The sequence below is a fragment of the Streptomyces sp. NPDC058291 genome, assembly GCF_042880855.1.
In the GTDB taxonomy this organism is placed as follows: domain Bacteria; phylum Actinomycetota; class Actinomycetes; order Streptomycetales; family Streptomycetaceae; genus Streptomyces.
This window is the reverse complement of sequence record NZ_JBHVYK010000019.1, coordinates 25,843-47,111: the sequence shown is the minus strand read 5'-3', so window position 1 is coordinate 47,111 and position 21,269 is coordinate 25,843. Positions and strand designations below refer to the sequence as shown.

Here is a 21,269-nt window from a genome sequence, read left to right as displayed (position 1 = left end):
CCTTGAGAAAGCCTGATGCGCCCGGGGGCGCTGTTCCGCCCGGTGGACGCTGGTGCGCCCGACTGGTGAGCGACCGCTTAGTACCTTCGGCAGACGTGACGCTAGAAGCCCTGGCACCCGGTGTCAACGCCACACGTCGCCGGTGTGATCCATTACCTCACCAGCAGTTCGAGCAACCGGTCCGTCTCGGCCGCCGGATCGGCGGTCAGCCCGGTGTGCACCGGGCCCGGCTGGACGATCGTCGAACGGGGCGCGATCAGCCAGCGAAAGCGCCGGCCGGCGTCGTCGTGCGCCGCCTGACCGGCCGCCGCGCCGCCCGCGCACACGCCCTCGACCGCGCGCAGGGCGGCGCGCACCCCCGCCACGTCCGCCTCCGGGTCCAGCGCCAGCAGCTTCGTCTCGTCGAGGTGGGTGCGGGCGCCGACGTAGTCCTGGCCCCGGCAGTAGACCAGCACGCCCGCGTTCATGCACTCGCCGCGCTCGACGCGCGGGACGACGCGCAGCAGCGCGTACTCGAAGACGTCCCGGTCGCCGCCCTGTCCCGGCCTGATGATGTGGCGGTCGTTCACTCGGTCCCCTCGATGCGGTCGTGGATGACGGCGGCGCGTGCCAGGAGGGGCGCCGCGTAGGCCTGCCGGAGCGCGTCCGGGGTGTCGAAGCCGGGTTCGTCCGCCAGCCACACGTCGGGGATCTCGGCGGTGACCTCGGCGAGCAGGTCGGCGGTGACCAGCGGCGCCAGCTCCGCCGCCGCGGCCGCGACGTCCGGCCCGAAGGGCGCGAGGACGTGGTCGCGGGCGTCGTAGGGGCGGGCCGCCGAGGCTTGGGCCGTGGGCCAGTTGTGCTGCCAGATCATGGTGGCGCCGTGGTCGACGAGCCACAGGTCGCCGCGGTGCATCAGCAGGTTGGGGTTGCGCCAGGAGCGGTCGACGTTGTTCACGAGTGCGTCGAACCAGACGATCCGGCCGGCCTCCCCGGGGCTCACCGGGAAGGCGAGCGGGTCGAAGCCGAGGGCCCCGGAGAGGAAGTCCATGCCGAGGTTGGTGCCGCCGCTCGCCTTCAGCAACCCCTGCACCTGCTGGTCGGGTTCGCCGAGGCCCAGCAGGACGTCGAGCCGCACGGCCGCCAGCCGGGGCACCCGCAGGCCGAGCCGGCGGGCCAGTTCGCCGCAGACCACCTCGGCGACGAGCGTCTTGCGGCCCTGTCCGGCGCCGGTGAACTTCAGGACGTACAGGCCGAGGTCGTCGGCCTCGACGAGTCCCGGCAGGGATCCGCCCTCACGCAGGGGCGTGACGTAACGGGTCGCGGTGACTTCCTTGAGCATCGCCCCAGGCTACTGGGCCTGGGGCGATGCGCGGCCGACAGCCCGGCGACAGCTCCGGCTTACGCCGCTCTCACGTCGAACCGGTCAATATCTCGACACCGTCCGACCGTGGCGGGGGCGTTGAACAAGCCACGCCCGCGGCTCGTACCTCACGGCAGATCCACGCACCCCTCTGGAAGGGAACCCCCCAGCATGACCAGCGCATCGATCAAGTCCGCGTCGGGGCCTGCCCGCCGTACCGTCGTGGCAGCCGCGGGAGCCGCGGGGCTCTCCGTCGCGCTGACCGCGTGCGGAGGCTCCGACGACGACTCGTCGAGCTCGTCGCCGTCGGCCGGCGCCGCGGGTTCCACCGGATCCACCGGCAGCTCGCCGGCCGGGAGCACGGGCGGCACGGGCGGCGGGGACAACGCGGCGGCCGGCGCCGCGCTCGCCGCGACGGCCGACATACCCGAGGGCGGCGGCAAGGTCTTCGACTCCGAGAAGGTGGTCGTCACCCAGCCGACGGCGGGCACGTACAAGGCGTTCTCCGCGGTCTGCACCCACGCGGGCTGCGCGGTGAAGTCCATCAGCGACGGCGTGATCAACTGCCCGTGTCACAACAGCAACTTCTCGATCACGGACGGCAGTGTGAAGAGCGGTCCCGCGCGCAAGCCGCTGCCCGAGGTGTCGATCAAGGTCAGCGGGGACTCGATCACTCTGGCCTGACCTCGGCTCCCGTTCGGGCGGTCCGCCCGAGGCGGTCCAGCACCTCGTCGGTGGTCGTGACCGTGGCGACCAGCGCGAGGGTGTGGCGGATCATCGCGGTGGTGTACTCCGCGGGCACTCCCGCGACGGCGTCCGACGGCACGACGACCGTGTAGCCCCGGTTGACGGCGTCGAAGACGGTGTTGGGGATCGCCACGTTGGCCGAGACGCCGGTCACGACCAGGGTGCGGCAGCCGAGGTTGCGCAGCAGAGGGTCGACGTCGGTGCCCTGGACGGGCGACAGCCCGTGCAGCCGGCGGACGACGAGATCCTGCTCGGCGACCTCGATGGGCGGCGCGACGCGGGTCGCGTCGGTTCCGGCGAGCTGCTGGACCGGCAGGCGCCCGGCGGCGCGGAACAGCCGGGCGTTGCGGTTGGCGCCCCGGCCGTCGGGCCGGCGCTCGGCCACGGCGTGCACGACCTGGACGCGGTGGGCGTGGGCGGCCGCCACCAGCCGGGCGATGTTGGCGAGAGCCCCTGACTCCCGGGCCGCGAGCGCCAGTTGGGGCAGCGCGGCGGCCGGTCCGACGACGCCCTGCTGGCACTCCACCGTGATCAGGACGGTGTGGGCGGGGTCCAGAAGGTCCCCGAGCTCTTGGTGCGACGGCATGGGCTCCCCCTGACGTCGGTGCGGGCCGGGCGACAGTAGCCGCCATTGCGCGGAGAGGGAAGAAGACCCATCATTTTCTGACGCCGCGTCAGAAAATCAGCACAGGACGACACAAGAGAAGAATGAGGTGGCCGGATGACCGTCACTCAGCGCCGGGGCCGGAAGATCATGATGACCTCGGGCGAACTGGACGCGTTCCTCACCGTCCAGCGCACCTGCCGGGTCGCCACCGTGTCCACCGACGGCGCACCGCACGTCAGCGCCCTGTGGTTCCTCTGGGACGGCAACGCGCTCTGGCTGTACTCGGTCGTGCGCAGCAGGCGCTGGGCCGACCTGCGCCGCGACCCGCGGGTCGCGATCGTGATCGACACGGGCGAGGAGTACGACACGCTGCGCGGCGTCGAACTGTCCGGCGCCGTGGAGTTCGTCGGCGAGGCCCCGCGCACCGGGGAGCTGTGCGCCGAACTCGACGCGGTGGAGACGCGGTTCGCGCGCAAGAACTTCGGCCTGGACGCGATGCCGCACGACGGGCGGCACGCTTGGGTGCGCCTGAAGCCGGAGAAGATCGTCTCCTGGGACTTCCGCAAACTCGGCGGGGCCTGACGCCGCCTGCCCGCCCGCGGGCGCCGTTCCGGCGTCGCCCGGCCGCCGGCTCAGCCCGTGGCCCCGTCCGCCGTCCGCCCCAGCGCCCGGCCCGCCGCCTTGAGCGCCTCCACCGCCGCCCGGATGGACGGGCGGCGGTCGGCGTCCGCCCGCCACACCACGTACACATGGCGGCGCACCCGCTGCCGCAACGGGACCGTCACGACCCCGTCGGGCACCGGGTGCCGTCCGAGCAGCGGCGCGATGCACACGCCCAGCCCGGCCGCCACGAGCCCGAGCTGGGTGTGGGTCTCGGCGGCGCGGTGGCCGACGATCGGCTCGACGCCGCGTGAGCGCAGCGTGAACATCAGCCACTCGTGGCAGAACTCGCCCTCGCCCCAGGTGATCCACTCGTCCTCGGCGAACTCCGCGAGGTCCACCTCGTCGCGGTGGGCGAGGGGATGGCCGGCCGGCATCGCGACATCGGCCGGGTCGTCGAGGATGGGCGCCTTCACCAGGCCGTCCGGCACGGGCATCGGCTTGTTGTACCAGTCCAGGACGACGGCGAGGTCGAGGTCGCCGCGCACGACGTCGGCGATGCCGCGCTCCGGCTCCAGCTCGGACGAGCGCAGCCGCAGCCCCGGGTGCGCCTTGCGCAGCTCGGCGAGCGCGACGGGGAACAGCCCGCGTGCCGCGGTCGGGAACGCCGACAGCCTCAACTCCCCCGCCACCTGTCCGCGTTGGGCCTCCAGGTCGGCCTGGGCGAGCTCGACCTGGGACAGGATCCGGGACGCGTGCTCGGCGAGCAGCCGCCCCGCGTCCGTCAGCCGCACCCCCCGCCCGTGCTTGGCGAGCAGCCGCTGGCCGACCTCCCGTTCCAGCTTCGCCATCTGCTGCGAGACGGCCGAGGTGGTGATGTGCAGGCCCAGGGCCGCCCCGCTGACCGATCGGTGCCGGGCGAGGGCGTCGAGAGTGCGCAGGCGCTCCAGGTTCATCATGTAAGCAATGCTAAAAGGTACTCCTCGACAATTCTCGATTGTGCTACGAGATCGCCTCCCGCATCGTTGGGGCCATGACCACGGCGACCGCACCCGCTCCCACCCGGCCCTCCTCCCGTTCCACCGGCCCCCGACACCGCGCCCTCGACTGGCGCCTGCGCTTCGGCGCGCTGTCGCTCATCTGGGGCTTCAGCTTCCTGCTCATCAAGGTGGGCACCGGCGGCTACGCGCCCTTCCAGGTCACGTTCGGCAGGCTGGCGTTCGGCACGGCCGTCCTGGCGGTGGCGATGGCGGTGAAGCGGGAGCGGCTCCCGCGCGGGGCGCGCACCTGGGCGCATCTGACCGTGTCCGCGTTCCTGCTCAACGCCCTGCCCTTCTCCCTCTTCGCCTACGCGGAGCTGACGATCCCGTCCACCCTGGCCGGCATCTGCAACGCGACCTCGCCGCTGTGGGGCATGGCCCTGTCCCTGGTGGCGCTCTCGGAGGACCGGCCGACCCGGCTGCGCGTCGCGGGCCTGGGCCTCGGGTTCCTGGGCGTGCTGACCGTGCTCGGCGCCTGGCAGGGCTTCCACGGCCTGGACGCCCGGGGCACGACGCTGGCCCTGCTGGCCTCCCTCAGCTATCCGGTGGGCTGGATCTACCTCCGGCGGACCCTGGCGGCCACCGGCTCCTCCGCCCTGTCGATGACCGGCGCGCAATTGTTCCTGGCGACCCTGCAACTCGCCGTGGTCACCCCGCTGTTCACCACGTTGCCGACCCGCTTCCCGCTGCTCCCGCTGCTCGCGACGGCCGCCCTGGGGGCGCTCGGCACGGGCCTGGCCCTGCTGATCCAGTACGGCCTGGTCGCGGAGGTCGGTCCGACCACGGCCCAGATGGTCACGTACTTCATCCCCGTCATCGCGACGGCGGCGGGCGTCGCCCTGCTGGACGAGCCGCTGAGCTGGTCGACACCGGTGGGCGCGGCGGTCGTCCTGGCGGGGGCGGCGCTGACCCAGGTGCGCGGCCGGTCCTGAGCGGAGTTCCGGCACGCGCCCCGGCGGCGGCCGCCACGCGGGCTGCGTGCTGGAGCTCCGGTGCGCTCAGACGTATCCGCGCACGCCTCCCAGCCGCACCGCGGCCGCGACCGCGTCGGCCAGCACGTCGATCTCGTCCCGTTCCAGGGTCGACACGGTGATCCGGACGCCGGGCGGAGCCTCCATGCGGAACCGGGCCCCGGGAGCCACCGCCCAGCCCGCGTGCAGCAGGCGGGCGACGGCCCCCGTCTCGTCCGGCACGGGCACCCACACGTTCAGTCCGCTGCGTCCGCGCGCCCCGACCCCGCGGGCGGCCAGCGCGGCGATCAGCGCGTCCCGCCGGCCGCCGTACGCACGGGCCGCCGATCGCGGGTCCACCGCGTCGTCGGTCCAGAGCCGCAGCACGGCCCGCTGGGTGATGCGGCTGACCCAGCCGGGGCCGAGCCGCTGGCGTCCGCTCACCCGGTCGAGGGTGACCTCGTCGCCGGTGAGGACGGCGAACCGCAGGTCGGGGCCGTAGGCCTTGGCGGCCGAGCGCACGAAGGCCCAGTGCTCGGTGACGCCCGCGAGGGGGTGCAGGGGCAGGTCGACGATCCGGTGCCCGTGGTCGTCCTCGACGAGCAGGGTCTGCGGATGCTCCCGCAGCACGGCGCGCAGGTCACGGGCGCGCGGGGCGCTCACCGCCGCGCCGGTCGGGTTCTGCGCCCGGTCGGTGACGACCAGGGCGCGCGCCCCGGCCTCCAGCGCCCGGCGCACCTCCTGGGGCAGGGGCCCCTCGTCGTCGAGACCGACCGGCGCGGTGCGCAGCCCGAGCGCCGGCACCAGGTCCAGCAGGGAGCCCCAGCCGGGATCCTCGACGGCCACGGTGTCGCCCGGTCTGACGTGCGCCGCGAGGACGCGTTCGATCGCGTCCAGCGATCCGGACGCGACGGCGACGGGGCCGGCCGGGACGCCGTCCGCGTCCAGGTCGGCGCGGGCCAGCTCGGCCAGCCCGGGCTCCACCGGCGCGTGCCCGTACAGGACCGGGTCCCGGTCCCCCTGCGCGGCCGCCCACGCGAACGCCGGGGCCAGCGGCGGCAGCAGCGCCGTGTCCGGGTTGCCGGCGGACACGTCCCGCACGCCGTCCGGCACCTCCACCCCGATGAACTCGCGCCCGGTCGTGGCGGGCTTCGCGCGCACCCGGCTGCCGCGGCGGCCGTCGGTCTCGATCACCCCCCGCTCGCGCAGGGTGCGGTAGGCCGCGGCGACGGTGTTCGGATTCACCCCGAGCACGGTCGCCAACTCCCGCATCGGAGGCAGCAGTTGTCCCGGGCCCAGCTCGCCCGCGCTGACCGCCGCCTCCACGCTCGCGGAAATGTCCGCCGCCCTTCGGCCTTTGATCGGATAGTCTCCTAGCACAAAGCCTATTATGCACTAGTACAATGGAGAGCACCATGCCGGGGACCCAGCAGCCGACGACACCGCGCCCCGCCTACACCCCCACCGATCGCACCGTCCCCACCCGGGCGGCCCAGAAGGCGTCCTACGACAGGGAGTCGGTGCACTCGATACTCGACGAGGGCTACGTCTGCCACCTCGGTTTCGTCCGCGACGGCGCGCCGGTCGTGCTGCCGACGCTGTACGCCCGGGTCGGCGAGACGCTCTACGTGCACGGCTCCACCGGCTCGCGCCCGCTGCGGATGACGGGACAGGCGGACGCGGGGCTGCCGGTCTGCCTGACGGTGACGCACGTCGACGGCCTGGTGCTGGCCCGCTCGGCCTTCCACCACTCGATCAACTACCGCTCGGTGGTGGTGCACGGCACCGCGTACGACGTGACGGACCCCCAGGAGAAGCGCACCGCGCTCGACGCCCTCGTCGACCACGTCGTCCCGGGCCGGTCCGCCGACTCGCGCCCCGCCAACCGGAAGGAGCTGGCGGCGACCGCGGTGATCCGCCTCGACCTGGGCGAGGTCTCGGCCAAGGCCCGCACCGGAGGCGTCAACGACGAGCCGGAGGACCTGACCCTCCCCCACTGGGCCGGCGTGCTCCCCTTGCGCAAGGGCTACGGAGTCCCCGTCCCGGAGGCCGACCTCGCGCCCGGCGTCGCGCTCCCCGGCTACCTCACGGCCCTGTGACGCCGCTCCACCCCGGGACGCCCCGCACGACGACGCCGAGCGGCGGGACCGGCCGGCCGGGCGCGAGCTCGGTCGGCCTGCCGTCAGCGGGCTGGCGGGAGCGCCGCCGCTCGTGAACGCCGCCGGTACGGACGTCCCGCCGAGCCGGACGCCCCTGATGCAGGCGGGCACGGGGCCTCGCCGGCCGCGGGGAGCGCGGAGCCGCCGTCCGGCCGGAAGCGGGCCGGTCGGCAGACGAGCCTGGCGGCCCGGGCGGCCGGGCCGTCCACCATCGGGCAGTGCTCGGTCCCTCGGCCGGCCGAAACCCGGGACCGCATCGCCGCAGGCCTCGCCGCACACGGCGGGCCGGTGGACGCGGCGGCTCGCGAGCGCCTGCCGCGCCGACGCCCCGCGCGAACGTGACCGAGGGCCGGACCCCGGCTCCCGGAAGGCCCGAGAGGGCGGATGGGTCGGAAGGCCGGAGAGGGTGGAACGCGTCCGCCGAGCACGCGGCGCCTCCCCGCGCTAGGCGGACGTTCCGCGAGCGGACAGCTGTCGTTCGGGGCTGCCCGCTAGGCGGACGTTCCGCGAGCGGACAGCTCCCGTTCGGGGCTGCCGGCCGCCACCGGCCCGGCGGAGCCCTTGGCGTGCGTGGACGACTGAGCGATGAACGCGCCGAGGAGCACCACCGCCCCGCCGACGATCTGCGGCGCCGAGAGGTGCTCGCCGAGCAGCACCCAGGCGAGCACGGTCGCGATGACCGCCTCCAGACAGGCCACCACTCCGGCGACCTGCGGGGAGAGCCGGCGCACGGAGACCACGCCGGTGACGTAGGCGACGACCGTCGCGAGCAGCACGATCCAGGCGAGCAGCAGCCAGGCGGGGACCTGCGCGCCGTTCATGCCGGCGGTGTGCGCGAGCACGGACCAGTCCATCCGCCAGGGGCGGGCGACGACGGTCAGCACGACGGCGCCCACGAGGAGGCCGTAGGCGATGACGCCGAGCGGATCGGGGACGTCGTCGCCCGAGTCGCTGCCCTGGTCGGACAGGACGAAGTAGCCGACCTGGCAGCAGGCGGCCGCCAGCGCGAGCAGCAGACCGAGGGCGTCGAAGCCCAGTCCCGCCCAGATCTCGACGACACAGGCCAGCCCGCCCACCGCCAGGACCACGCCGAGTGCCGCGGCCCGGGCCACCGGCCGCCGCTGCACGAAGCGCACCCAGCCCAGCACCAGCGCGGGCGCGAGGTACTCCACGAGCAGGGCCACGCCCACGGGGATCCGGGAGATCGCGCCGAAATAGAAGGCCTGCACGCCGGCCACGCCCAGCAGACCGAACCCGGCGAGCAGCGCGGGCCGGCTGCGCACCAGCGCACGGTGGCGCACGGCGAGCGGCAGCATCACCAGCGCCGCCCCGGTCACCCGCAACCACACCACGTGCAGCGGGTCGAGGCCCGCCTCGATCAACGGCTTGGCCGCCACCCCGGATCCGCCGAAGGCGATCGCCGACCCGACCGCGAGAGAGAGCCCGATGCCCTTCCCGCGGTTGCCCTGACTGCTCACAGAGGTACGCACCGCCACATGATGCCAGGGGATGACATGAGCGTCACCCCCGTTGACACCTGTCTCAGCGGCTGGACACCCGGGCGCGAGCGCGGCCGTCAGCGGACGGGCCCGCCGCCGCCCAGGCACACCTCGCCCTCCCCCTTCTCGGAGGGGTCCTCGATCCGGGCCCGCAGCTCGTGCACGTCGACGCCGGCGTGGGCGAGCACCTCGACCGCCCGGGCGCTCGGCTCCGCGACGATCGCCGCGAGCAGGTCGAGGCCCCGGGCCGCCGCGCCGGCGCGCCGGGCGGCCCGCCCGCACACCTGCTCCAACAAGGCCGCGGCCAGCGGGGAAACACCCTCGACGGACGTCACGACCGGCGTCGCGCCGACGCCCGTGACGCCCGCGTCCGGGAGGCTCCCGTCCGCGGCGCCCGCCGTCCCGGAGGTCCGGCCCGGGGACTCGACGGCCGTCACGCGGGGCTGCGGACCCAGGTCCTCGACGGTCGTCACGGCGGGCAGGGCGACGGAGTCCTCGACGCCGCTCTGCCAGCGCAGCCCGTAGCCGATGCTGCGCTGGACGAGATAGCCCAGCAGCCGGGCGAGCTGAGGGCCGCCGCCGAAGGCGGCGCGGACCCGAGGGTCGTGTTCCAGGAGCGAGTGCAGCAGATGAGCGGTGTCGACCTGCCGGTCGCCGTCCAGCACCGCCCGTCGGCGCGCGGCGGCGAGCGCCGTCGCGGCCTCGGCGGCGAGCCCGGGGATGTCGTCCGTGCCGTGCGCCGCCGGGCGGCGGGGCGACTGCCGGGGAATACGGGGTTGCACCCACCCATCCCATCAGTGCGGGCCGGGTGCGGTCGTCCCCGGCAGGAAGCATCTTCACGTCCCACGCAGAGTGGAGCGAGGCCGCCGGAGTCTCCTCCTCACGGATGAGATCAGGCCGTTTCCACGGACGGCACGCGCGCCGCCTTGCCGCACGCCTCCCGGGCGAGCGGCGGGCCGGACCCGTACGTCCGCCGATGCCATGGAGAGCGGCGGTGTCCACGTTCCCTCGCCCGCACTTCCTGACGGTTCGTCAGTATTGAATGTTCGCGCCCCTGGGGTTACGTTCCGCGGCACCGCAGCCGGAGCTGCCCGACACGAAGAGGTGGTCGCATGGCCGAAGTCAGCGCGGAGGCACGCATCAAGGCGCCGGCCGAGAAGGTGTGGGCCCAGCTCACCGACTGGCCGGCGTACGGGGCATGGAACGCGACCCACACCAACTTCCCCGAGGGCGGTCCCGAGAGCCTCGAACTGGGCGCGACCTTCCAGGAGAACATGAAGCTGATGGGCTTCCCGGCCGAGGTCCGGTGGACGGTGGCGGAACTGGAGCCGGCCCGGGTGCTCGCGATCCGCGGCAAGGGGCCGATGGCCGTGTCCGTGGCCACCCGCTACACCCTGACCCCCGACGGGGACGCCACCACGGTCCGCATCGACGGCGAGTTCACGGGCGCGGCCGTGTCCCTGATGGCGGGCAGGCTGAAGGACTCGGGGACGGCCGCGCTGAACGAGTCGCTGCGCAAGCTGGGCGCCTTGGTGAGCTGAGAGGATCCAGGAGCGGAGCCCGAGCGTGACCCCGACCGAGCCAAAGCCCGGGCCGGGGCCGACGACGGACATGACGACGGACCGCGGGGGCCGGACACCAGAAGGCGACCCGCGGTCGGTTCCGCGGAGCGCCTTCCCCGTCGTGCCGTTGTGTCTCCAGCCCGCCGGCTCAGTCCTCGTCGGCGAGGATGAGGTACAGCTTCTTGCGCGACTCGTTGATCACCGCCAGGGCCTTCTCGCGCTGCTCCTTGCTGCCGGTCTTCCAGACCTGCCCGAAGGCCTCCATGAGACCGACGCCGGCCTGGCGGATCTCGCCGAGAGCCTCCCAGTCGACCCCGCGCGCGGCCTCCTCCCAGGGGGCTTCCGGACCCTCCTCGGCGGCCGCGCGGCCCTCCTCGGTGAGCGAGAACAGCTTCTTGCCGCCGTCGCTCTCGCTGCTGATCAGGCCCTCGTCCTCCAGAAGCTGGAGCGTCGGGTAGACCGAGCCCGGGCTGGGCTTCCACGCCCCGCCGCTGCGCTCGGCGATCTCCTGGATCATCTCGTAGCCGTGCATGGGCCGGACCTTGAGCAGAGCCAGGATCGAAAGCCGTACGTCACCGCGCCGCGCCCTCCCCCTGGGTCCGCCACGCCCTCGTCCACCCCAGGGGCCGGGACCGAAGCCCGGACCGAAGCCGGGGCCGCCCGGGCCGAAGGGCCCGAAGGCCGCACGCCGGCCGTCGAAGCCGCCGCGGCCGCGGCGGGGGCCGTCCTGTCCATGTCCACGCTCGAATCCGTGGGTACGCATCGTCAACCACTCCTTCATTCCATCGTTGATCTGTCGCGATGCGTCAACGATATATCGATGAACTTCGCTTGGCAAGGCCTCGCCGCTTAGAGTGCGGACATGACATCCCAGAACGCCTCGGCCGTCCCAGGTCACAGTCCTTCGGCCTCCTACCTCTCCGAGCTGTTCTCGCTCGACGGGCGGGTCGCCCTGGTGACCGGCGGCAGTTCCGGCATCGGCCGGAGCATCGCGGGCGCCCTCGCGCGGGCCGGGGCGAGCGTCGTGATCGTGGCGCGCCGGGAGGCGGAGCTGGCCGCGACGGTCGACGAGCTGACGGCGGACGGCTGCCGGGCCGCCTGGGTGAGTGGCGACCTGAGCACCCGCGACGGGGTGCGCGCCGCGGCGGAGCGGGCGGCCGAGGTCCACGGTGAGCCCGACATCCTGGTCAACTGCGCCGGGATCAACCTGCGCCCGCCGATGGACGAGCTGGACGAGACGGTGTGGGACGCCACCATGAGCGTCAACCTGGAGGCGCCCTATCTGCTGGGCCGGCGGTTCGGGCCGGGCATGGCCGAGCGGGGCTTCGGGCGGATCATCCACATCACCTCGCAGCAGGCGCACCGCGCGTTCGTCCGCAGTGGCGCCTACGGCGTCTCCAAGGGCGCGCTGGAATCGCTGGCCCGTTCCCAGGCCGAGGCGTGGTCGCCCCACGGCGTCACCTGCAACACCCTGGTGCCCGGCTTCGTCATGACGCCGCTGAACACGCGGCTGTCGTCCGACCCCGAGAAGGTGGCGGCACTGGCCGCGCGCACGATGATCGGCCGCAACGGCCTCGCCGAGGACTTCGCCGGCGCGGCGGTGTTCCTGGCGAGCCGCGCCTCCGGCTATGTCACCGGACAGGCGATCTTCGTGGACGGAGGGTTCTCCGTCCACTGAGCCGGCCCCGGCGGCGCGCCCCCGGCGCTTTACGAGACGACGCGTGGACGACTCGTGGGCGCCGCTGGACGGCGTGCGGGCGCCGCTGCGCTACCCGGGGCCCGTGGGTGGGGCTACGCGGCCCGTGGGGCTACGCGGCCTGCGGGGCTACGCGGCCTGCGGGGTGAACTGCAGGATCTCGTCCCCGCCCGGCTGGACCACGCCGTAGGTGCTCTCGGGGACCTTGTTCCAGGCGCCCGGCAGATCGCCCAGCGGCTCGGAGACGATGAGGCGGGTCTCGTCGGAGACCTCCCGCAGGAACTCCATGTCGGGATGGAGCGCCCGCAGCGTCTCCACCCGGGTGCTGTAGAAGAGCGAGCGCGAGGCGCCCTGGCTGGAGTAGCGGAACGCCCACAGCCGCAGTCCCTCGGTCACGGCGACCGTCATCTGCAGCGGGAACTCCACGCCGTGCGCGTGCCCGACGCGCTCCACCAGGCCCACCATCCGGGCGACCGCGCCCGGCGGATCCTCCTCCAGGCCGAGGGTGAGGGCCAGGAAGAACATCATCTCGGAGTCGGTGGAGCCCTCGATGTCCGGGAAGAGCGCCGGATCGACGGCGAGGGCGAGGTCGCGCCGGATGCGGTGGAAGTCGGCGATCGCGCCGTTGTGCATCCACATCCAGCGGCCGTGCCGGAACGGATGGGAGTTGGTCTGCTGCACCGCCGTGCCGGTCGACGCCCGGATGTGTGCGAAGAACAGCGGGGAGCGGACGTGCCCGGCGATCTCCCGCAGATTGCGGTTGCTCCAGGCCGGGCCGATCTCCCGCACCACCGCGGGGGTCCCGGCCGCCCCGTCGGACGCGTACCAGCCGACGCCGAAGCCGTCGCCGTTCGTCGTCTCCACCCCCATCCTGGAGTGCAGGCTCTGGTCGATCAGCGAGTGCGCCGGCCGGTAGAGAATCGTTTCGAGCAGGACCGGGGTGCCCGAGTAGGCGAGCCATCGGCACATCGTCTACCGCCTTTCCTGAAGGTGCTGGGACGGCCGGTCGGCGGCCGCGTTCAGTACGCGGACCTGTCCGGCTTCACCACGCACAGCGCCCAGATGACGAAGGCGGAGAACGCGATCATCACGACGGACCACACCGGGTAGTACGGCAGGGAGAGGAAGTTGGCGATGACGATGAGTGCCGCCACGGCCACGCCCGCCACCCGCGCCCACAGCGCCGCCTGGAACAGGCCCAGGCTGACGATCACGGCCACCGCGCCCAGGGCGAGATGGATCCAGCCCCAGCCGGTGAGGTCGAAGCGGAAGACGTAGCTGCGGGTGGATACGAAGATGTCGTCCTCGGCGATGCCCATGATGCCCCGGAAGACGTCGAGCACTCCGGCGAGCAGGAGCGTGACGGCCGCGAAGGCCATCAGGCCCTGGGCCCAGGTCTGCTTGGCCGAGTGCCGCTCGCTGGTGGCGGAGTCGCCGGCGCGTGTCTCGGTCATGTGGATGCCTCGATTCGGTGTCGTTCGGCGGGCCCGGGACCCGGGCGGCGGCAGCCGCCCGGAGTCCACGGCTCAGCGGCCGGAACCGCTCAGGACCATCTGCTTCGCCTTGGCGAACTCCTCGTCCGTGATGTCGCCGCGGGCACGGATCTCGGAGAGCCGGGCGAGCTCGTCGACGCTGCTGGAGGGGCCGCCCGGGCCCTTGGCGGCATCGCGGATGTAGCTGTCGAAGGCCTTCTGCTGATCCCGTGCCTGCCTGGCCTCCCGGTGCCCCATGTCCTTGCCGCGCGCGATCACGTAGACGAACACGCCGAGGAAGGGCAGGAGCACGCAGAAGACCAGCCAGCCGGCCTTGGCCCAGCCGCTGAGACGGTCGTCGCGCAGGACGTCGACGACGACCCGGAACAGCAGGACGAACCACATGATCCACAGGAAGAACACCAGCATGGTCCAGAAGGCGCTCAGCAGCGGATAGTCGTACGCGAGGTACGTGTCCCCACTCATCTCTCTCCTCCGTTCCGGGCTCTCGCCCGACAACCCGGCATGGCGTCGCATGCCGTTCCCAGACTGCGTCGGCCCGAGCCCGCCGGCCTCACCCGGGACGGGTGAGCCAGGATCGGGCGGGCCGGGCGGGTCACGACGGCCCCGGCGGCGCGCGAGCGCATCAGAGGGTCCCGGCGCGGTCGGCGTCCAGGTCCCGGTCCCGGGCCGTGCCGGTCCTGCGGAGCGCGGCCCGCCAGGCGAAGGCGACGGCCGCCTCGACCAGGGCGAGCAGGACCAGCCACAGGCCGAGCAGCCGGGTCAGCGCCCGGGCCGACTCGGTGGGCAGGGCGAGCACCACGATCCCCGCGACGATCGCCAGCAGCGCCGCGCCGATGACGACGCCCCGGTGGGGCAGCTCCTTGGCGGCGAGGGCCGTGAAGAGCGTGACGACGCCGGACACCAGCCACAGCGTGCCGACGATCAGCGACAGCGCGGCGATGGTCTGCAGGGGGTGCCGCAGGCACAGCACCCCGGCCACCACGTACAGCACCGCCAGCAGCAGCCCGGTCACCCGGGAGCCGCCGTCCTCGCCGGCGAAGGACGCCACGAACCGGAACAGCCCGGTCGCCAGCAGGTACAGGCCGATGAGGACGGCGAGCACGTGCAGGGTCTCGTCCGGCCAGACCAGGATCAGGATGCCCGGCACGAACGTCACGACCGCCGAACCGAGGATCCAGGTCCAGGACCGCCCGACCACCGCCAGCGCGGCGGCCGGATCGCCGGCCGTCGGCGCGGGGCCCGGCCCGCCGGGCGGTCGGGCGCCGGGCTCGGCCTGCGGTCGTCGGGGGCCGGGGCCGGGGGGCGGTGCGGGTTCGGGGCCGGTGTGCGGTGCCGGACCAGGTGACACGCTCATGACTCCTCCTCGTGTCCTCGCGCCCGGCCGGAGACGACGGTTCACGGAAGCTTCCCGGAACGTCACTCCGGCAGTTGGCGCATCTCCAGGACCCGCAGCCCCAGGGACTGGCAGCGGGCCAGCAGCCCGTACAGGTGCGCCTCGTCGACGACTTGTCCGAACAGCACGGTCTGGCCGGACATGACCACATGGTCCAGCTCCGGGAAGGCCTCGCTCAGCGCCTCCGAAAGCTGTCCTTCGACGCGGATCTCGTAGCGCATGAGCTGCTCCCGGGACGGCCTGGGACAGGCGGACTGCGCCCTCACCGCGATCCTCCGTCCCCCGGCGCCGTCCGTCCTCACCCTCTGGAGGTGATAGCCGCCCGCCGATGGATCGGCGCACGTCAGGACGTCACGGCGGCAGGACGCCGAAGCGTCCGGGAGTGAGGCCGTCAGTGGGTGACGACGAGCTTGAAGACGATGATCAGCAGACCGAGCACGAGGTTCACCGAGGCGCTGACGGTGACCAGACGCCAGGAGGCGCCGGCGCGACGTGCCGCCGCCGCCGACCAGCCCACCTGGCCCGCGACGGCGACCGCTAGCGCGAACCAGAGGGTGCCCTCCAGGTCCAGGCCGAGCACGGGGCTGACGGCCACGGCCACGGCCGGCGGAACCGCCGCCTTGACGATCGGCCACTCCTCGCGGCACGCATGCGCCACGACCCGCCGGTCCGGGCGCCGCTGCGCCAGCCGCGCCCCGAACAGCTGCGCGTGCACATGGCCCGCCCAGAACACGACGCCCGTGAGCAACAGCAGCAGTACGAGCTCCACCCGCGGACGCGAGCCCAGGGCGCCCGCGCCGACCACCACGGAGGCCGCGAGCATGGACCCGTAGACGGCGCCGGTGGAGTCGGCTGTGGCCCGGTGCTCGGCGGCGTGCGCCCGGCGCTCCGCGCCGCGGTCGGTCCTGGACATCGTGACCTCCGTCGACGAGCGAACGAGGCGGGCGAGGCGGGCGAGGCAACGAGACAGGCGTCTGACGAGTTCGGAACCGTCGGCCGAGCGGACCGGTCGAGGCGGCACGACGCGTCAACCGTGTCCCGGCCCCGGCCGGCCTCCGCCTCCCGGTCGGGCCCGGGACGTCACCCGGAAGCGCCAGCCTCTCGGCAGGCCTCGTCTCCCCATCCCACCCGGGAGACGGCGTTCCCGCCTCACCCGCCACGGGCGAGGCCGGCTGTTCACAGCAGCCCCAGATCACGGGCGCGGCGCACCGCCTCGCCGCGGCGGTTGACGGAGAGCTTGCGGTAGGCGCTCTTGAGATGGGTCTTGACCGTGTTCACGGACAGGTACAGATCGGCGGCGATCTCCTCCGTCGACATGGTCAGGGCCAGCCTGCGCAGCACGTCGCGTTCGCGCCCGGTCAGCTCCTCGACGACCGGCGGCGCACCGCCGGTGCTCCGGGCGCCGGCGGCGGGCGCGTCCCTCGCCGGTCCGCGCGGGGCGGCCGTGTCCAGGAAGGGACGGATCCACGGTCCGGCTTCGGCGAAGGGGCGCCGCAGACCCTCGCGCCGGGCCTCGCGCAGCGCCAGCGCGACGAGTCGGCGCGCGACGGCCGTGTCGCCCGCCCCGTCGGCCGCCTGCGCCCGCACCAGCAGGGCGCGCACCGTCACGGCGGGCCCGCAGCGGTCGTCGGCGCGCAGCCGTTCCAGCAGGTCGAGCGCGATCAGGGGCCGGCCGGCGGCGAGTTCGGCGCGGGCCGAGGCGACCGTGCACGCGGGGGTCTCGTCGGACAGCGCCCGGAGCACCCTGACGGCCGTCTCGGGCCGGCCGTCGGCCAGATGGGCGGCGGAGACGACGAGCGCCGTCTGGCCTTCCGCCCAGGGCGAGGCCACCGCGGCCGGGACGGTCCGCTCGGCCGTCGCGAGCGCGGCCCGGATGTCGCCGCGGGCCAGGTGCAGCCGGGCGGTGGCGATGGTCCGGCCGGCCTCCATGACCGGGTCGCGCACCGCGGGGTGGGGCTCGACGGCCTCGTCCAGGAGGGTCTGTGCCCCGCCCAGGTCGTCGCGCTCCACGGCGACGGCGGCCAGCACCAGCCGCCCCATGCCGGAGGCGGACGGCTGGGGCAGGCCGTAGCGCTCCATCTCGGTCAGCGCGGCCCGCGCGGTGCGTTCCGCCCCGGCGAGCCGGCCGTTCAGGTAGTCGATCAACGCCAGCCGGCCCAGCGAGTCCTCGCGGGCGAGGGCCGTCGAAGCCCCCGCGACGGACCCGGCCGCGCCCGTCAGGGCGGTGTACGCCTCCTCGAACCGTCCGGCCCACAGGCGTGTGGAACCCAGGTGGGTGAGAAGGAGGGCGAGGAGTTCGGGGTGCCGCTCCAGCAGGTGGGCGGGGACCTCGAAGCGCAGCGTCTCCGCCGCCGTCGCGGCCAGCTCCGCCCGGGCCGGCGCGCCGGTCATCCGGGCCGCGAGCGCTTCCAGCAGCGCACAGCTCAGCCGGGCCTCCGCCAGTGCGGGCGGCGCGCCGGGCCGACCCCACTCGGCCGGATCGGCCGCATCCCACTCGGTCGTCGACGCTTCTCCGTCCGGCAGGAGGTCTCCCGGCGGCGCGGTGGGGCCGGCTCCGGCGGCCGTCCGGCCGAGTTCGGCGGCCAGGCCTTGCCGAGCGCGACGCAGGTGGCTCAGACCGCGGTCGACCTCGTGGCGGGACAGCTCACGGGCCGCGCGGACCAGCTCCGCGGCGGGGCCCGCGGCCTGCGGCGCCATCCGCGAGAACAGCTCGCCGAGTTCGTGCGAACGCAGTCCGGTGAAGAGCCAGCCGATGGCGAGGTCGTCGACCAGCGCGCCCGCGGTGAACTGCCAGTCGCCCGCGGCGGCGCCGTGCTCCAGCGTCTCCGTGAGCGAGCCTGAGCCCCGCAGCCACCGCGCGGCCCGCCGGTGCAGTTCGGCCTCCAGTCCCGGCGAGCGCACCCGCAGATGCGCCCGGAGTATCTCGCCGAACAGCGGATGCAGGCGGTACCAGTCCCGCTCCAGGTGCTCGACGAAGGCGTTCGCGCGGCACAGGCCCGCCAGAATGGGCTCGGCGTCGGTCCGGCCGGTCAGCGCGTTCACCAGGTCGGGACGGAAGCGGTCGAGGACGCTGACCCGCAGCAGCAGGTCCTGGGTCGCGGCGGGCTGCTGTCCGAGCACCTCCGCCAGCAGGAAGTCGGCGACCGAGGTGCGGTCGGCCTCGAACTCCTTGAGATACGTCTGCGGATCCGGGCTCTCGCGCGCGGCGAGCGCGCACAGCCGCACACCGGCGGCCCAGCCCCGGGTGCGTTCCACGAGCCGCCGCGTGGCGTCCTGCGGAAGCCGCAGTCCGTGCAGGTCCAGCAGTTCGGCCGCCTCCTCGACGGTGAACGCGAGTTCCGCGCCGCGGATCTCCGTCAGCTCGCCGGCCGCCCGGTAGCGGTGCAGCGGCAGCAGCGGTTCGGTACGGGTGACGAGGATCAGGCGCAGCCCGTCGCCGGCGTGGTGCAGCACGAACTGCAGCTGCTCGGCGATCTCCGGGGCGGTCACCCGGTCGTACTCGTCGAGGACCACGACGACCGGCCGGTCCAGGGCGCTCAGTTCCGCGGCCAGCCGTGCGAGGAGCTTCGGGGGCGCCTGGCCCGCGTCCGCCGGGCAGCCGATCCCCGCGGGCAGCGGCGTGCCGGATCCGCGCAGGGCCTGGAGCAGGTACGCCCAGAACATGCCCGGCTTCTGGCCGGCCGCGTCGGTGGTGAGCCAGGCCACGGGCGTCCCGCGCGCCGCGGCCCAGTCGGCCGTCAGCAGCGTCTTGCCCGCCCCCGCGGGCCCGTTGACCATGGTCAACGGGGTGCGCAGGGCCTGGTCGAGATGACTGACCAGACGTTCGCGCCGCAGGAACGCCACCGGCCGGGCCGGTACGACGAACCGCGTGCGCAGAAAGGGATCCCCCTGGGGATCCGCGTCCGGCGCCGTCGGTTCGGCGCCGCTCTCCTCAGGGCCGCTCATGGCGCCCACCGCCCCTGGTCGTCAGGTCATGGGTAGCGCTTCCCCAGCATCCCAGCCTTCCCCCGGCCCCGCGCTGCGAGCGACCCGCGGGCCCGGCGGGACCAGCAGAGGCCAGGTCGGGCGGACGTGGTCGCGGCGGCGGAAACCGGGCCAGGACTCGCGGATTGGCCTTGGCCGAGGGCTTCGCCGCCCCCTAGCGTCGACGGCATGCGCATTCACATCGTCGACGCCTTCACCGACCGTCCCTTCGCCGGAAACCCGGCCGGGGTGCTGCTCCTGGACGCCTTCCCGGACGACGGCCGACTCCAGAACGTGGCCCTGGAGGTCAACCACGCCGAGACGGCGTTCGCCCACCCGCTTCCCGCGGGCGGCGAGGCCGACTGGGCCCTGCGCTGGTTCACGCCGGTCGCCGAGGTCGCCCTGTGCGGCCACGCCACGCTCGCCGCGGCCCACGTCCTGCGCACGACCGGCGCGCACCACGGGCCGGTGCGCTTCGCCACCCGCAGCGGCGTCCTGGTCGCCACGCCCGCCGAGGACGGCTCGATCACCCTGGACTTCCCGACCGCCCGGCTGACGGGGGCCGAGATCCCGGCCGGTGTCGCCGAGGCCCTGGGCGCCGAGCCACTGGCCTGCTTCGACACCGGCCCGCAGGTCGGCGATCTGCTGATCGAGGTCGCCGACGAGAAGACCGTCCACGCGCTGCGCCCGCACCACAAGGCCTTGGCCGCCTACTCCAGCCGCGGCGTCATCGTCACCGCCCGCGCCGAGAACCCGGACCTGGGATACGACTTCGTCTCCCGCTGCTTCTTCCCCAACGTCGGCATCGACGAGGACCCGGTGACGGGCAGCGCCCACACCGCGCTGGCCCCCTTCTGGTCCGAGCGGCTCGGCCGCCCCCATCTCACGGGGCTGCAGGCATCCCCCCGCTCGGGCCGCGTCCGCACCGAACTGCGCGGCGAGCGCACGCTGCTGACCGGCCGGGCGGTCACCGTCATCGAGGGGGAACTGCTCGCCTGGTGACGCTGACGGCCCGGGGGTGGCTCACGCCGTCGGCAGCCACCCCACCCTTCCCGCGAGCAGCGCGTACCCCACGAACGCCCCGATGTCGAGCAGGGAGTGCGCCACCACGAGCGGCCCGACCCGGCCCCAGCGGCGGTAGAGCCACACGAAGACGACGCCCATCACCAGGTTGCCGATGAAACCGCCGACGCCCTGGTAGAGGTGGTACGAGCCGCGCAGCACGGCGCTGGCCACCAGCGCGGTCCCCGGCGTCCAGCCCAACCGGCCGAGCCGGCGCAGCAGATAACCGACGACGATGACCTCTTCGAGGATCGCGTTCTGCAACGCGGACATCACCAGCACCGGGTACTTCCACCACACGTCCGGCAGGGCCTCCGGCACCACCGTGAGGTTGAACCCGAGGCCGCGCGCCGCCAGGTAGAAGGCGATGCCGGTGCTGCCGATCACCGCCGCGATCGCCGCGCCGCGGCCGAGGTCCGACCAGGGCCGGGTGCGGTCGAAGCCCAGGGTCCGCAGTCCGCGCCCCTCACGCTCGCGCAGCAGGAAGTGCGCGACGAGGGCGACGGGCACGAGCGCGGTGGCGATCCCGAAGAGCTGCCAGGCGAGGTCGAGCCAGGGCCGGCCCGGCGCGGCCGAGGCGTTGAGCGTCGCGGCCTGGTCCTTCAGGCCTCCCGGCTTGGTGACGGAGCCGACGAAACTGATCAGCGCGGACACACCGCTCGCGCCGAGCGAGAGCGCCAGGACGAGCAGCGTCTCGTCCCGGAGCATCCGCCGCGAAAGCCCGTCCCGCGGAAAGGAATCAGCCACCTGTCACGCCTCCACCTGCACACTTGCCTCCGGTCGCGTAACGCACCGCACCCCCGCCGCCTGGCCGCGGTCGCGGAGGGAGCAGCGACATGTGTGCGCGACAGGCCGCCGGGGAACGGGCGCCCTGCGGGGCGGCCTCCCTTTCGCGCGCCGTGGTGGAGAATCCACCGCGGACGCCGACAGGGACGGTCACCACCGTCATGGGACGTCACAGCTTGCCCGATCACTGCGGCACGGACGGCGGCGACCCCCACCCCCTCGCCCGTGGGCGGCGTGGTCCCCACGCATCGGGGGGCGGCGACGGTCTGAGACGGCGGCGAACGCGGCGGTGTCCCCGGAGACGGAACGCGGCGGCGGCGAACGCGGCGGTGTCCCCGGAGACGGAACGCGGCGGCGGCGAACGCGG

General features: G+C 74.0%; 23 protein-coding genes. 7 read left to right on the top strand and 16 right to left on the bottom strand.

Annotated elements, in window-relative coordinates:
- Nucleotides 1–152: 152 nt before the first annotated feature.
- Both ACFVYK_RS12595 and ACFVYK_RS12590 read right to left on the bottom strand, forming a co-directional pair.
- Nucleotides 153–569, bottom strand: coding sequence for a DUF3037 domain-containing protein (locus ACFVYK_RS12595; RefSeq protein WP_389772200.1), 417 nt, complete (start codon nucleotides 567–569; stop codon nucleotides 153–155).
- The gene (locus ACFVYK_RS12590) at nucleotides 566–1,321 is read right to left on the bottom strand and encodes a HipA family kinase (protein ID WP_389772198.1); all 756 of its coding nucleotides are present in this window, start codon (nucleotides 1,319–1,321) and stop codon (nucleotides 566–568) included. The genes ACFVYK_RS12595 and ACFVYK_RS12590 overlap by 4 nt, the downstream gene beginning before the upstream one ends.
- Nucleotides 1,322–1,513: 192 nt before the next feature.
- On the opposite strand from ACFVYK_RS12590, the gene ACFVYK_RS12585 reads away from it, so the two are divergent.
- Nucleotides 1,514–2,026, top strand: a complete 513-nt coding sequence (locus ACFVYK_RS12585) for a Rieske (2Fe-2S) protein (RefSeq protein ID WP_389772196.1) — start codon at nucleotides 1,514–1,516, stop codon at nucleotides 2,024–2,026.
- On the opposite strand, the gene ACFVYK_RS12580 is transcribed toward ACFVYK_RS12585, so the two are convergent.
- The gene (locus ACFVYK_RS12580; RefSeq protein ID WP_389772194.1) at nucleotides 2,013–2,675 is read right to left on the bottom strand and encodes a cysteine hydrolase; all 663 of its coding nucleotides are present in this window, start codon (nucleotides 2,673–2,675) and stop codon (nucleotides 2,013–2,015) included. The two genes, ACFVYK_RS12585 and ACFVYK_RS12580, sit on opposite strands and share 14 nt — an antisense overlap.
- Before the next feature lie 135 nt (nucleotides 2,676–2,810).
- Here ACFVYK_RS12580 and ACFVYK_RS12575 point away from each other — a divergent pair, with 135 nt between their 5' ends.
- Nucleotides 2,811–3,278 carry a pyridoxamine 5'-phosphate oxidase family protein gene (locus ACFVYK_RS12575; protein WP_389772192.1) on the top strand — a complete coding sequence of 156 codons (468 nt, stop codon included), beginning with the start codon at nucleotides 2,811–2,813 and terminating at the stop codon, nucleotides 3,276–3,278.
- A 50-nt stretch (nucleotides 3,279–3,328) separates the two neighbouring features.
- Here ACFVYK_RS12575 and ACFVYK_RS12570 read toward each other — a convergent pair whose 3' ends face one another.
- Complete coding sequence (locus ACFVYK_RS12570) at nucleotides 3,329–4,255, bottom strand: LysR family transcriptional regulator (RefSeq protein ID WP_389772190.1); 927 nt, start codon at nucleotides 4,253–4,255, stop codon at nucleotides 3,329–3,331.
- Nucleotides 4,256–4,329: 74 nt separating this feature from the next.
- On the opposite strand from ACFVYK_RS12570, the gene ACFVYK_RS12565 reads away from it, so the two are divergent.
- Nucleotides 4,330–5,268 carry a DMT family transporter gene (locus tag ACFVYK_RS12565; protein ID WP_389772187.1) on the top strand — a complete coding sequence of 313 codons (939 nt, stop codon included), beginning with the start codon at nucleotides 4,330–4,332 and terminating at the stop codon, nucleotides 5,266–5,268.
- 66 nt (nucleotides 5,269–5,334) lie between these two features.
- Here ACFVYK_RS12565 and ACFVYK_RS12560 read toward each other — a convergent pair whose 3' ends face one another.
- Nucleotides 5,335–6,666 (bottom strand): aminotransferase class I/II-fold pyridoxal phosphate-dependent enzyme, encoded by a 1,332-nt coding sequence (locus ACFVYK_RS12560; RefSeq protein WP_389772184.1) that lies wholly within the window; start codon nucleotides 6,664–6,666, stop codon nucleotides 5,335–5,337.
- Between the two features lie 35 nt (nucleotides 6,667–6,701).
- Here ACFVYK_RS12560 and ACFVYK_RS12555 point away from each other — a divergent pair, with 35 nt between their 5' ends.
- Nucleotides 6,702–7,385, top strand: a complete 684-nt coding sequence (locus ACFVYK_RS12555) for a pyridoxamine 5'-phosphate oxidase family protein (RefSeq protein ID WP_389772334.1) — start codon at nucleotides 6,702–6,704, stop codon at nucleotides 7,383–7,385.
- Nucleotides 7,386–7,936: 551 nt separating this feature from the next.
- Here the strand turns inward: ACFVYK_RS12555 and ACFVYK_RS12550 are convergent.
- Complete coding sequence (locus ACFVYK_RS12550; RefSeq protein WP_389772182.1) at nucleotides 7,937–8,941, bottom strand: DMT family transporter; 1,005 nt, start codon at nucleotides 8,939–8,941, stop codon at nucleotides 7,937–7,939.
- A gap of 80 nt (nucleotides 8,942–9,021) precedes the next feature.
- On the bottom strand, nucleotides 9,022–9,726 hold the full coding sequence (locus tag ACFVYK_RS12545) for a Clp protease N-terminal domain-containing protein (protein ID WP_389772180.1): 705 nt from the start codon (nucleotides 9,724–9,726) through the stop codon (nucleotides 9,022–9,024).
- A gap of 330 nt (nucleotides 9,727–10,056) precedes the next feature.
- Between ACFVYK_RS12545 and ACFVYK_RS12540 the strand changes: the two genes are divergently transcribed.
- A complete protein-coding gene (locus tag ACFVYK_RS12540) occupies nucleotides 10,057–10,485 on the top strand; it encodes an SRPBCC family protein (protein ID WP_389772177.1) in 429 nt (142 codons plus the stop codon).
- 169 nt (nucleotides 10,486–10,654) lie between these two features.
- Here the strand turns inward: ACFVYK_RS12540 and ACFVYK_RS12535 are convergent, their stop codons facing one another.
- Complete coding sequence (locus tag ACFVYK_RS12535) at nucleotides 10,655–11,269, bottom strand: PadR family transcriptional regulator (RefSeq protein ID WP_389772175.1); 615 nt, start codon at nucleotides 11,267–11,269, stop codon at nucleotides 10,655–10,657.
- Nucleotides 11,270–11,368: 99 nt separating this feature from the next.
- Here ACFVYK_RS12535 and ACFVYK_RS12530 point away from each other — a divergent pair, with 99 nt between their 5' ends.
- Nucleotides 11,369–12,184 (top strand): SDR family NAD(P)-dependent oxidoreductase, encoded by an 816-nt coding sequence (locus ACFVYK_RS12530; protein WP_389772173.1) that lies wholly within the window; start codon nucleotides 11,369–11,371, stop codon nucleotides 12,182–12,184.
- Nucleotides 12,185–12,331: 147 nt separating this feature from the next.
- Here ACFVYK_RS12530 and ACFVYK_RS12525 read toward each other — a convergent pair whose 3' ends face one another.
- The 7 genes from ACFVYK_RS12525 to ACFVYK_RS12495 all read right to left on the bottom strand — a co-directional run bounded on the left by ACFVYK_RS12525 (nucleotide 12,332) and on the right by ACFVYK_RS12495 (nucleotide 19,036).
- Nucleotides 12,332–13,171: a class II glutamine amidotransferase gene (locus ACFVYK_RS12525; RefSeq protein WP_389772171.1), complete on the bottom strand. Its 840-nt coding sequence runs from the start codon at nucleotides 13,169–13,171 to the stop codon at nucleotides 12,332–12,334.
- A gap of 50 nt (nucleotides 13,172–13,221) precedes the next feature.
- Nucleotides 13,222–13,656 (bottom strand): hypothetical protein, encoded by a 435-nt coding sequence (locus ACFVYK_RS12520; RefSeq protein ID WP_389772168.1) that lies wholly within the window; start codon nucleotides 13,654–13,656, stop codon nucleotides 13,222–13,224.
- A 72-nt stretch (nucleotides 13,657–13,728) separates the two neighbouring features.
- Nucleotides 13,729–14,160, bottom strand: a complete 432-nt coding sequence (locus tag ACFVYK_RS12515) for an SHOCT domain-containing protein (protein ID WP_389772165.1) — start codon at nucleotides 14,158–14,160, stop codon at nucleotides 13,729–13,731.
- Nucleotides 14,161–14,320: 160 nt separating this feature from the next.
- Nucleotides 14,321–15,052, bottom strand: a complete 732-nt coding sequence (locus ACFVYK_RS12510) for an HdeD family acid-resistance protein (protein WP_389772163.1) — start codon at nucleotides 15,050–15,052, stop codon at nucleotides 14,321–14,323.
- A 62-nt stretch (nucleotides 15,053–15,114) separates the two neighbouring features.
- Nucleotides 15,115–15,312, bottom strand: coding sequence for a hypothetical protein (locus tag ACFVYK_RS12505; protein ID WP_389772161.1), 198 nt, complete (start codon nucleotides 15,310–15,312; stop codon nucleotides 15,115–15,117).
- Between the two features lie 170 nt (nucleotides 15,313–15,482).
- Nucleotides 15,483–16,004: a hypothetical protein gene (locus tag ACFVYK_RS12500; RefSeq protein ID WP_389772159.1), complete on the bottom strand. Its 522-nt coding sequence runs from the start codon at nucleotides 16,002–16,004 to the stop codon at nucleotides 15,483–15,485.
- A 263-nt stretch (nucleotides 16,005–16,267) separates the two neighbouring features.
- Nucleotides 16,268–19,036 carry a LuxR C-terminal-related transcriptional regulator gene (locus ACFVYK_RS12495; protein ID WP_389772156.1) on the bottom strand — a complete coding sequence of 923 codons (2,769 nt, stop codon included), beginning with the start codon at nucleotides 19,034–19,036 and terminating at the stop codon, nucleotides 16,268–16,270.
- 207 nt (nucleotides 19,037–19,243) lie between these two features.
- On the opposite strand from ACFVYK_RS12495, the gene ACFVYK_RS12490 reads away from it, so the two are divergent.
- Entirely contained in the window at nucleotides 19,244–20,056 is an 813-nt protein-coding gene (locus ACFVYK_RS12490; RefSeq protein WP_389772154.1) for a PhzF family phenazine biosynthesis protein, read from the top strand.
- 21 nt (nucleotides 20,057–20,077) lie between these two features.
- Here the strand turns inward: ACFVYK_RS12490 and ACFVYK_RS12485 are convergent, their stop codons facing one another.
- The gene (locus ACFVYK_RS12485; RefSeq protein ID WP_389772331.1) at nucleotides 20,078–20,824 is read right to left on the bottom strand and encodes a CPBP family intramembrane glutamic endopeptidase; all 747 of its coding nucleotides are present in this window, start codon (nucleotides 20,822–20,824) and stop codon (nucleotides 20,078–20,080) included.
- Nucleotides 20,825–21,269: the final 445 nt, after the last annotated feature.

What these genes read in the sequence shown, in the direction of transcription:
- ACFVYK_RS12590 (WP_389772198.1), bottom strand. Translation starts at nt 1,321, where the DNA reads ATGCTCAAGGAAGTCACCGCGACCCGTTACGTCACGCCCCTGCGTGAG.
- ACFVYK_RS12585 (WP_389772196.1), top strand. Translation starts at nt 1,514, where the DNA reads ATGACCAGCGCATCGATCAAGTCCGCGTCGGGGCCTGCCCGCCGTACC.
- ACFVYK_RS12580 (WP_389772194.1), bottom strand. Translation starts at nt 2,675, where the DNA reads ATGCCGTCGCACCAAGAGCTCGGGGACCTTCTGGACCCCGCCCACACC.
- ACFVYK_RS12575 (WP_389772192.1), top strand. Translation starts at nt 2,811, where the DNA reads ATGACCGTCACTCAGCGCCGGGGCCGGAAGATCATGATGACCTCGGGC.
- ACFVYK_RS12570 (WP_389772190.1), bottom strand. Translation starts at nt 4,255, where the DNA reads ATGATGAACCTGGAGCGCCTGCGCACTCTCGACGCCCTCGCCCGGCAC.
- ACFVYK_RS12565 (WP_389772187.1), top strand. Translation starts at nt 4,330, where the DNA reads ATGACCACGGCGACCGCACCCGCTCCCACCCGGCCCTCCTCCCGTTCC.
- ACFVYK_RS12555 (WP_389772334.1), top strand. Translation starts at nt 6,702, where the DNA reads ATGCCGGGGACCCAGCAGCCGACGACACCGCGCCCCGCCTACACCCCC.
- ACFVYK_RS12540 (WP_389772177.1), top strand. Translation starts at nt 10,057, where the DNA reads ATGGCCGAAGTCAGCGCGGAGGCACGCATCAAGGCGCCGGCCGAGAAG.
- ACFVYK_RS12535 (WP_389772175.1), bottom strand. Translation starts at nt 11,269, where the DNA reads ATGCGTACCCACGGATTCGAGCGTGGACATGGACAGGACGGCCCCCGC.
- ACFVYK_RS12530 (WP_389772173.1), top strand. Translation starts at nt 11,369, where the DNA reads ATGACATCCCAGAACGCCTCGGCCGTCCCAGGTCACAGTCCTTCGGCC.
- ACFVYK_RS12525 (WP_389772171.1), bottom strand. Translation starts at nt 13,171, where the DNA reads ATGTGCCGATGGCTCGCCTACTCGGGCACCCCGGTCCTGCTCGAAACG.
- ACFVYK_RS12520 (WP_389772168.1), bottom strand. Translation starts at nt 13,656, where the DNA reads ATGACCGAGACACGCGCCGGCGACTCCGCCACCAGCGAGCGGCACTCG.
- ACFVYK_RS12515 (WP_389772165.1), bottom strand. Translation starts at nt 14,160, where the DNA reads ATGAGTGGGGACACGTACCTCGCGTACGACTATCCGCTGCTGAGCGCC.
- ACFVYK_RS12510 (WP_389772163.1), bottom strand. Translation starts at nt 15,052, where the DNA reads ATGAGCGTGTCACCTGGTCCGGCACCGCACACCGGCCCCGAACCCGCA.
- ACFVYK_RS12505 (WP_389772161.1), bottom strand. Translation starts at nt 15,312, where the DNA reads ATGCGCTACGAGATCCGCGTCGAAGGACAGCTTTCGGAGGCGCTGAGC.
- ACFVYK_RS12500 (WP_389772159.1), bottom strand. Translation starts at nt 16,004, where the DNA reads ATGTCCAGGACCGACCGCGGCGCGGAGCGCCGGGCGCACGCCGCCGAG.
- ACFVYK_RS12495 (WP_389772156.1), bottom strand. Translation starts at nt 19,036, where the DNA reads ATGAGCGGCCCTGAGGAGAGCGGCGCCGAACCGACGGCGCCGGACGCG.
- ACFVYK_RS12490 (WP_389772154.1), top strand. Translation starts at nt 19,244, where the DNA reads ATGCGCATTCACATCGTCGACGCCTTCACCGACCGTCCCTTCGCCGGA.
- ACFVYK_RS12485 (WP_389772331.1), bottom strand. Translation starts at nt 20,824, where the DNA reads ATGCTCCGGGACGAGACGCTGCTCGTCCTGGCGCTCTCGCTCGGCGCG.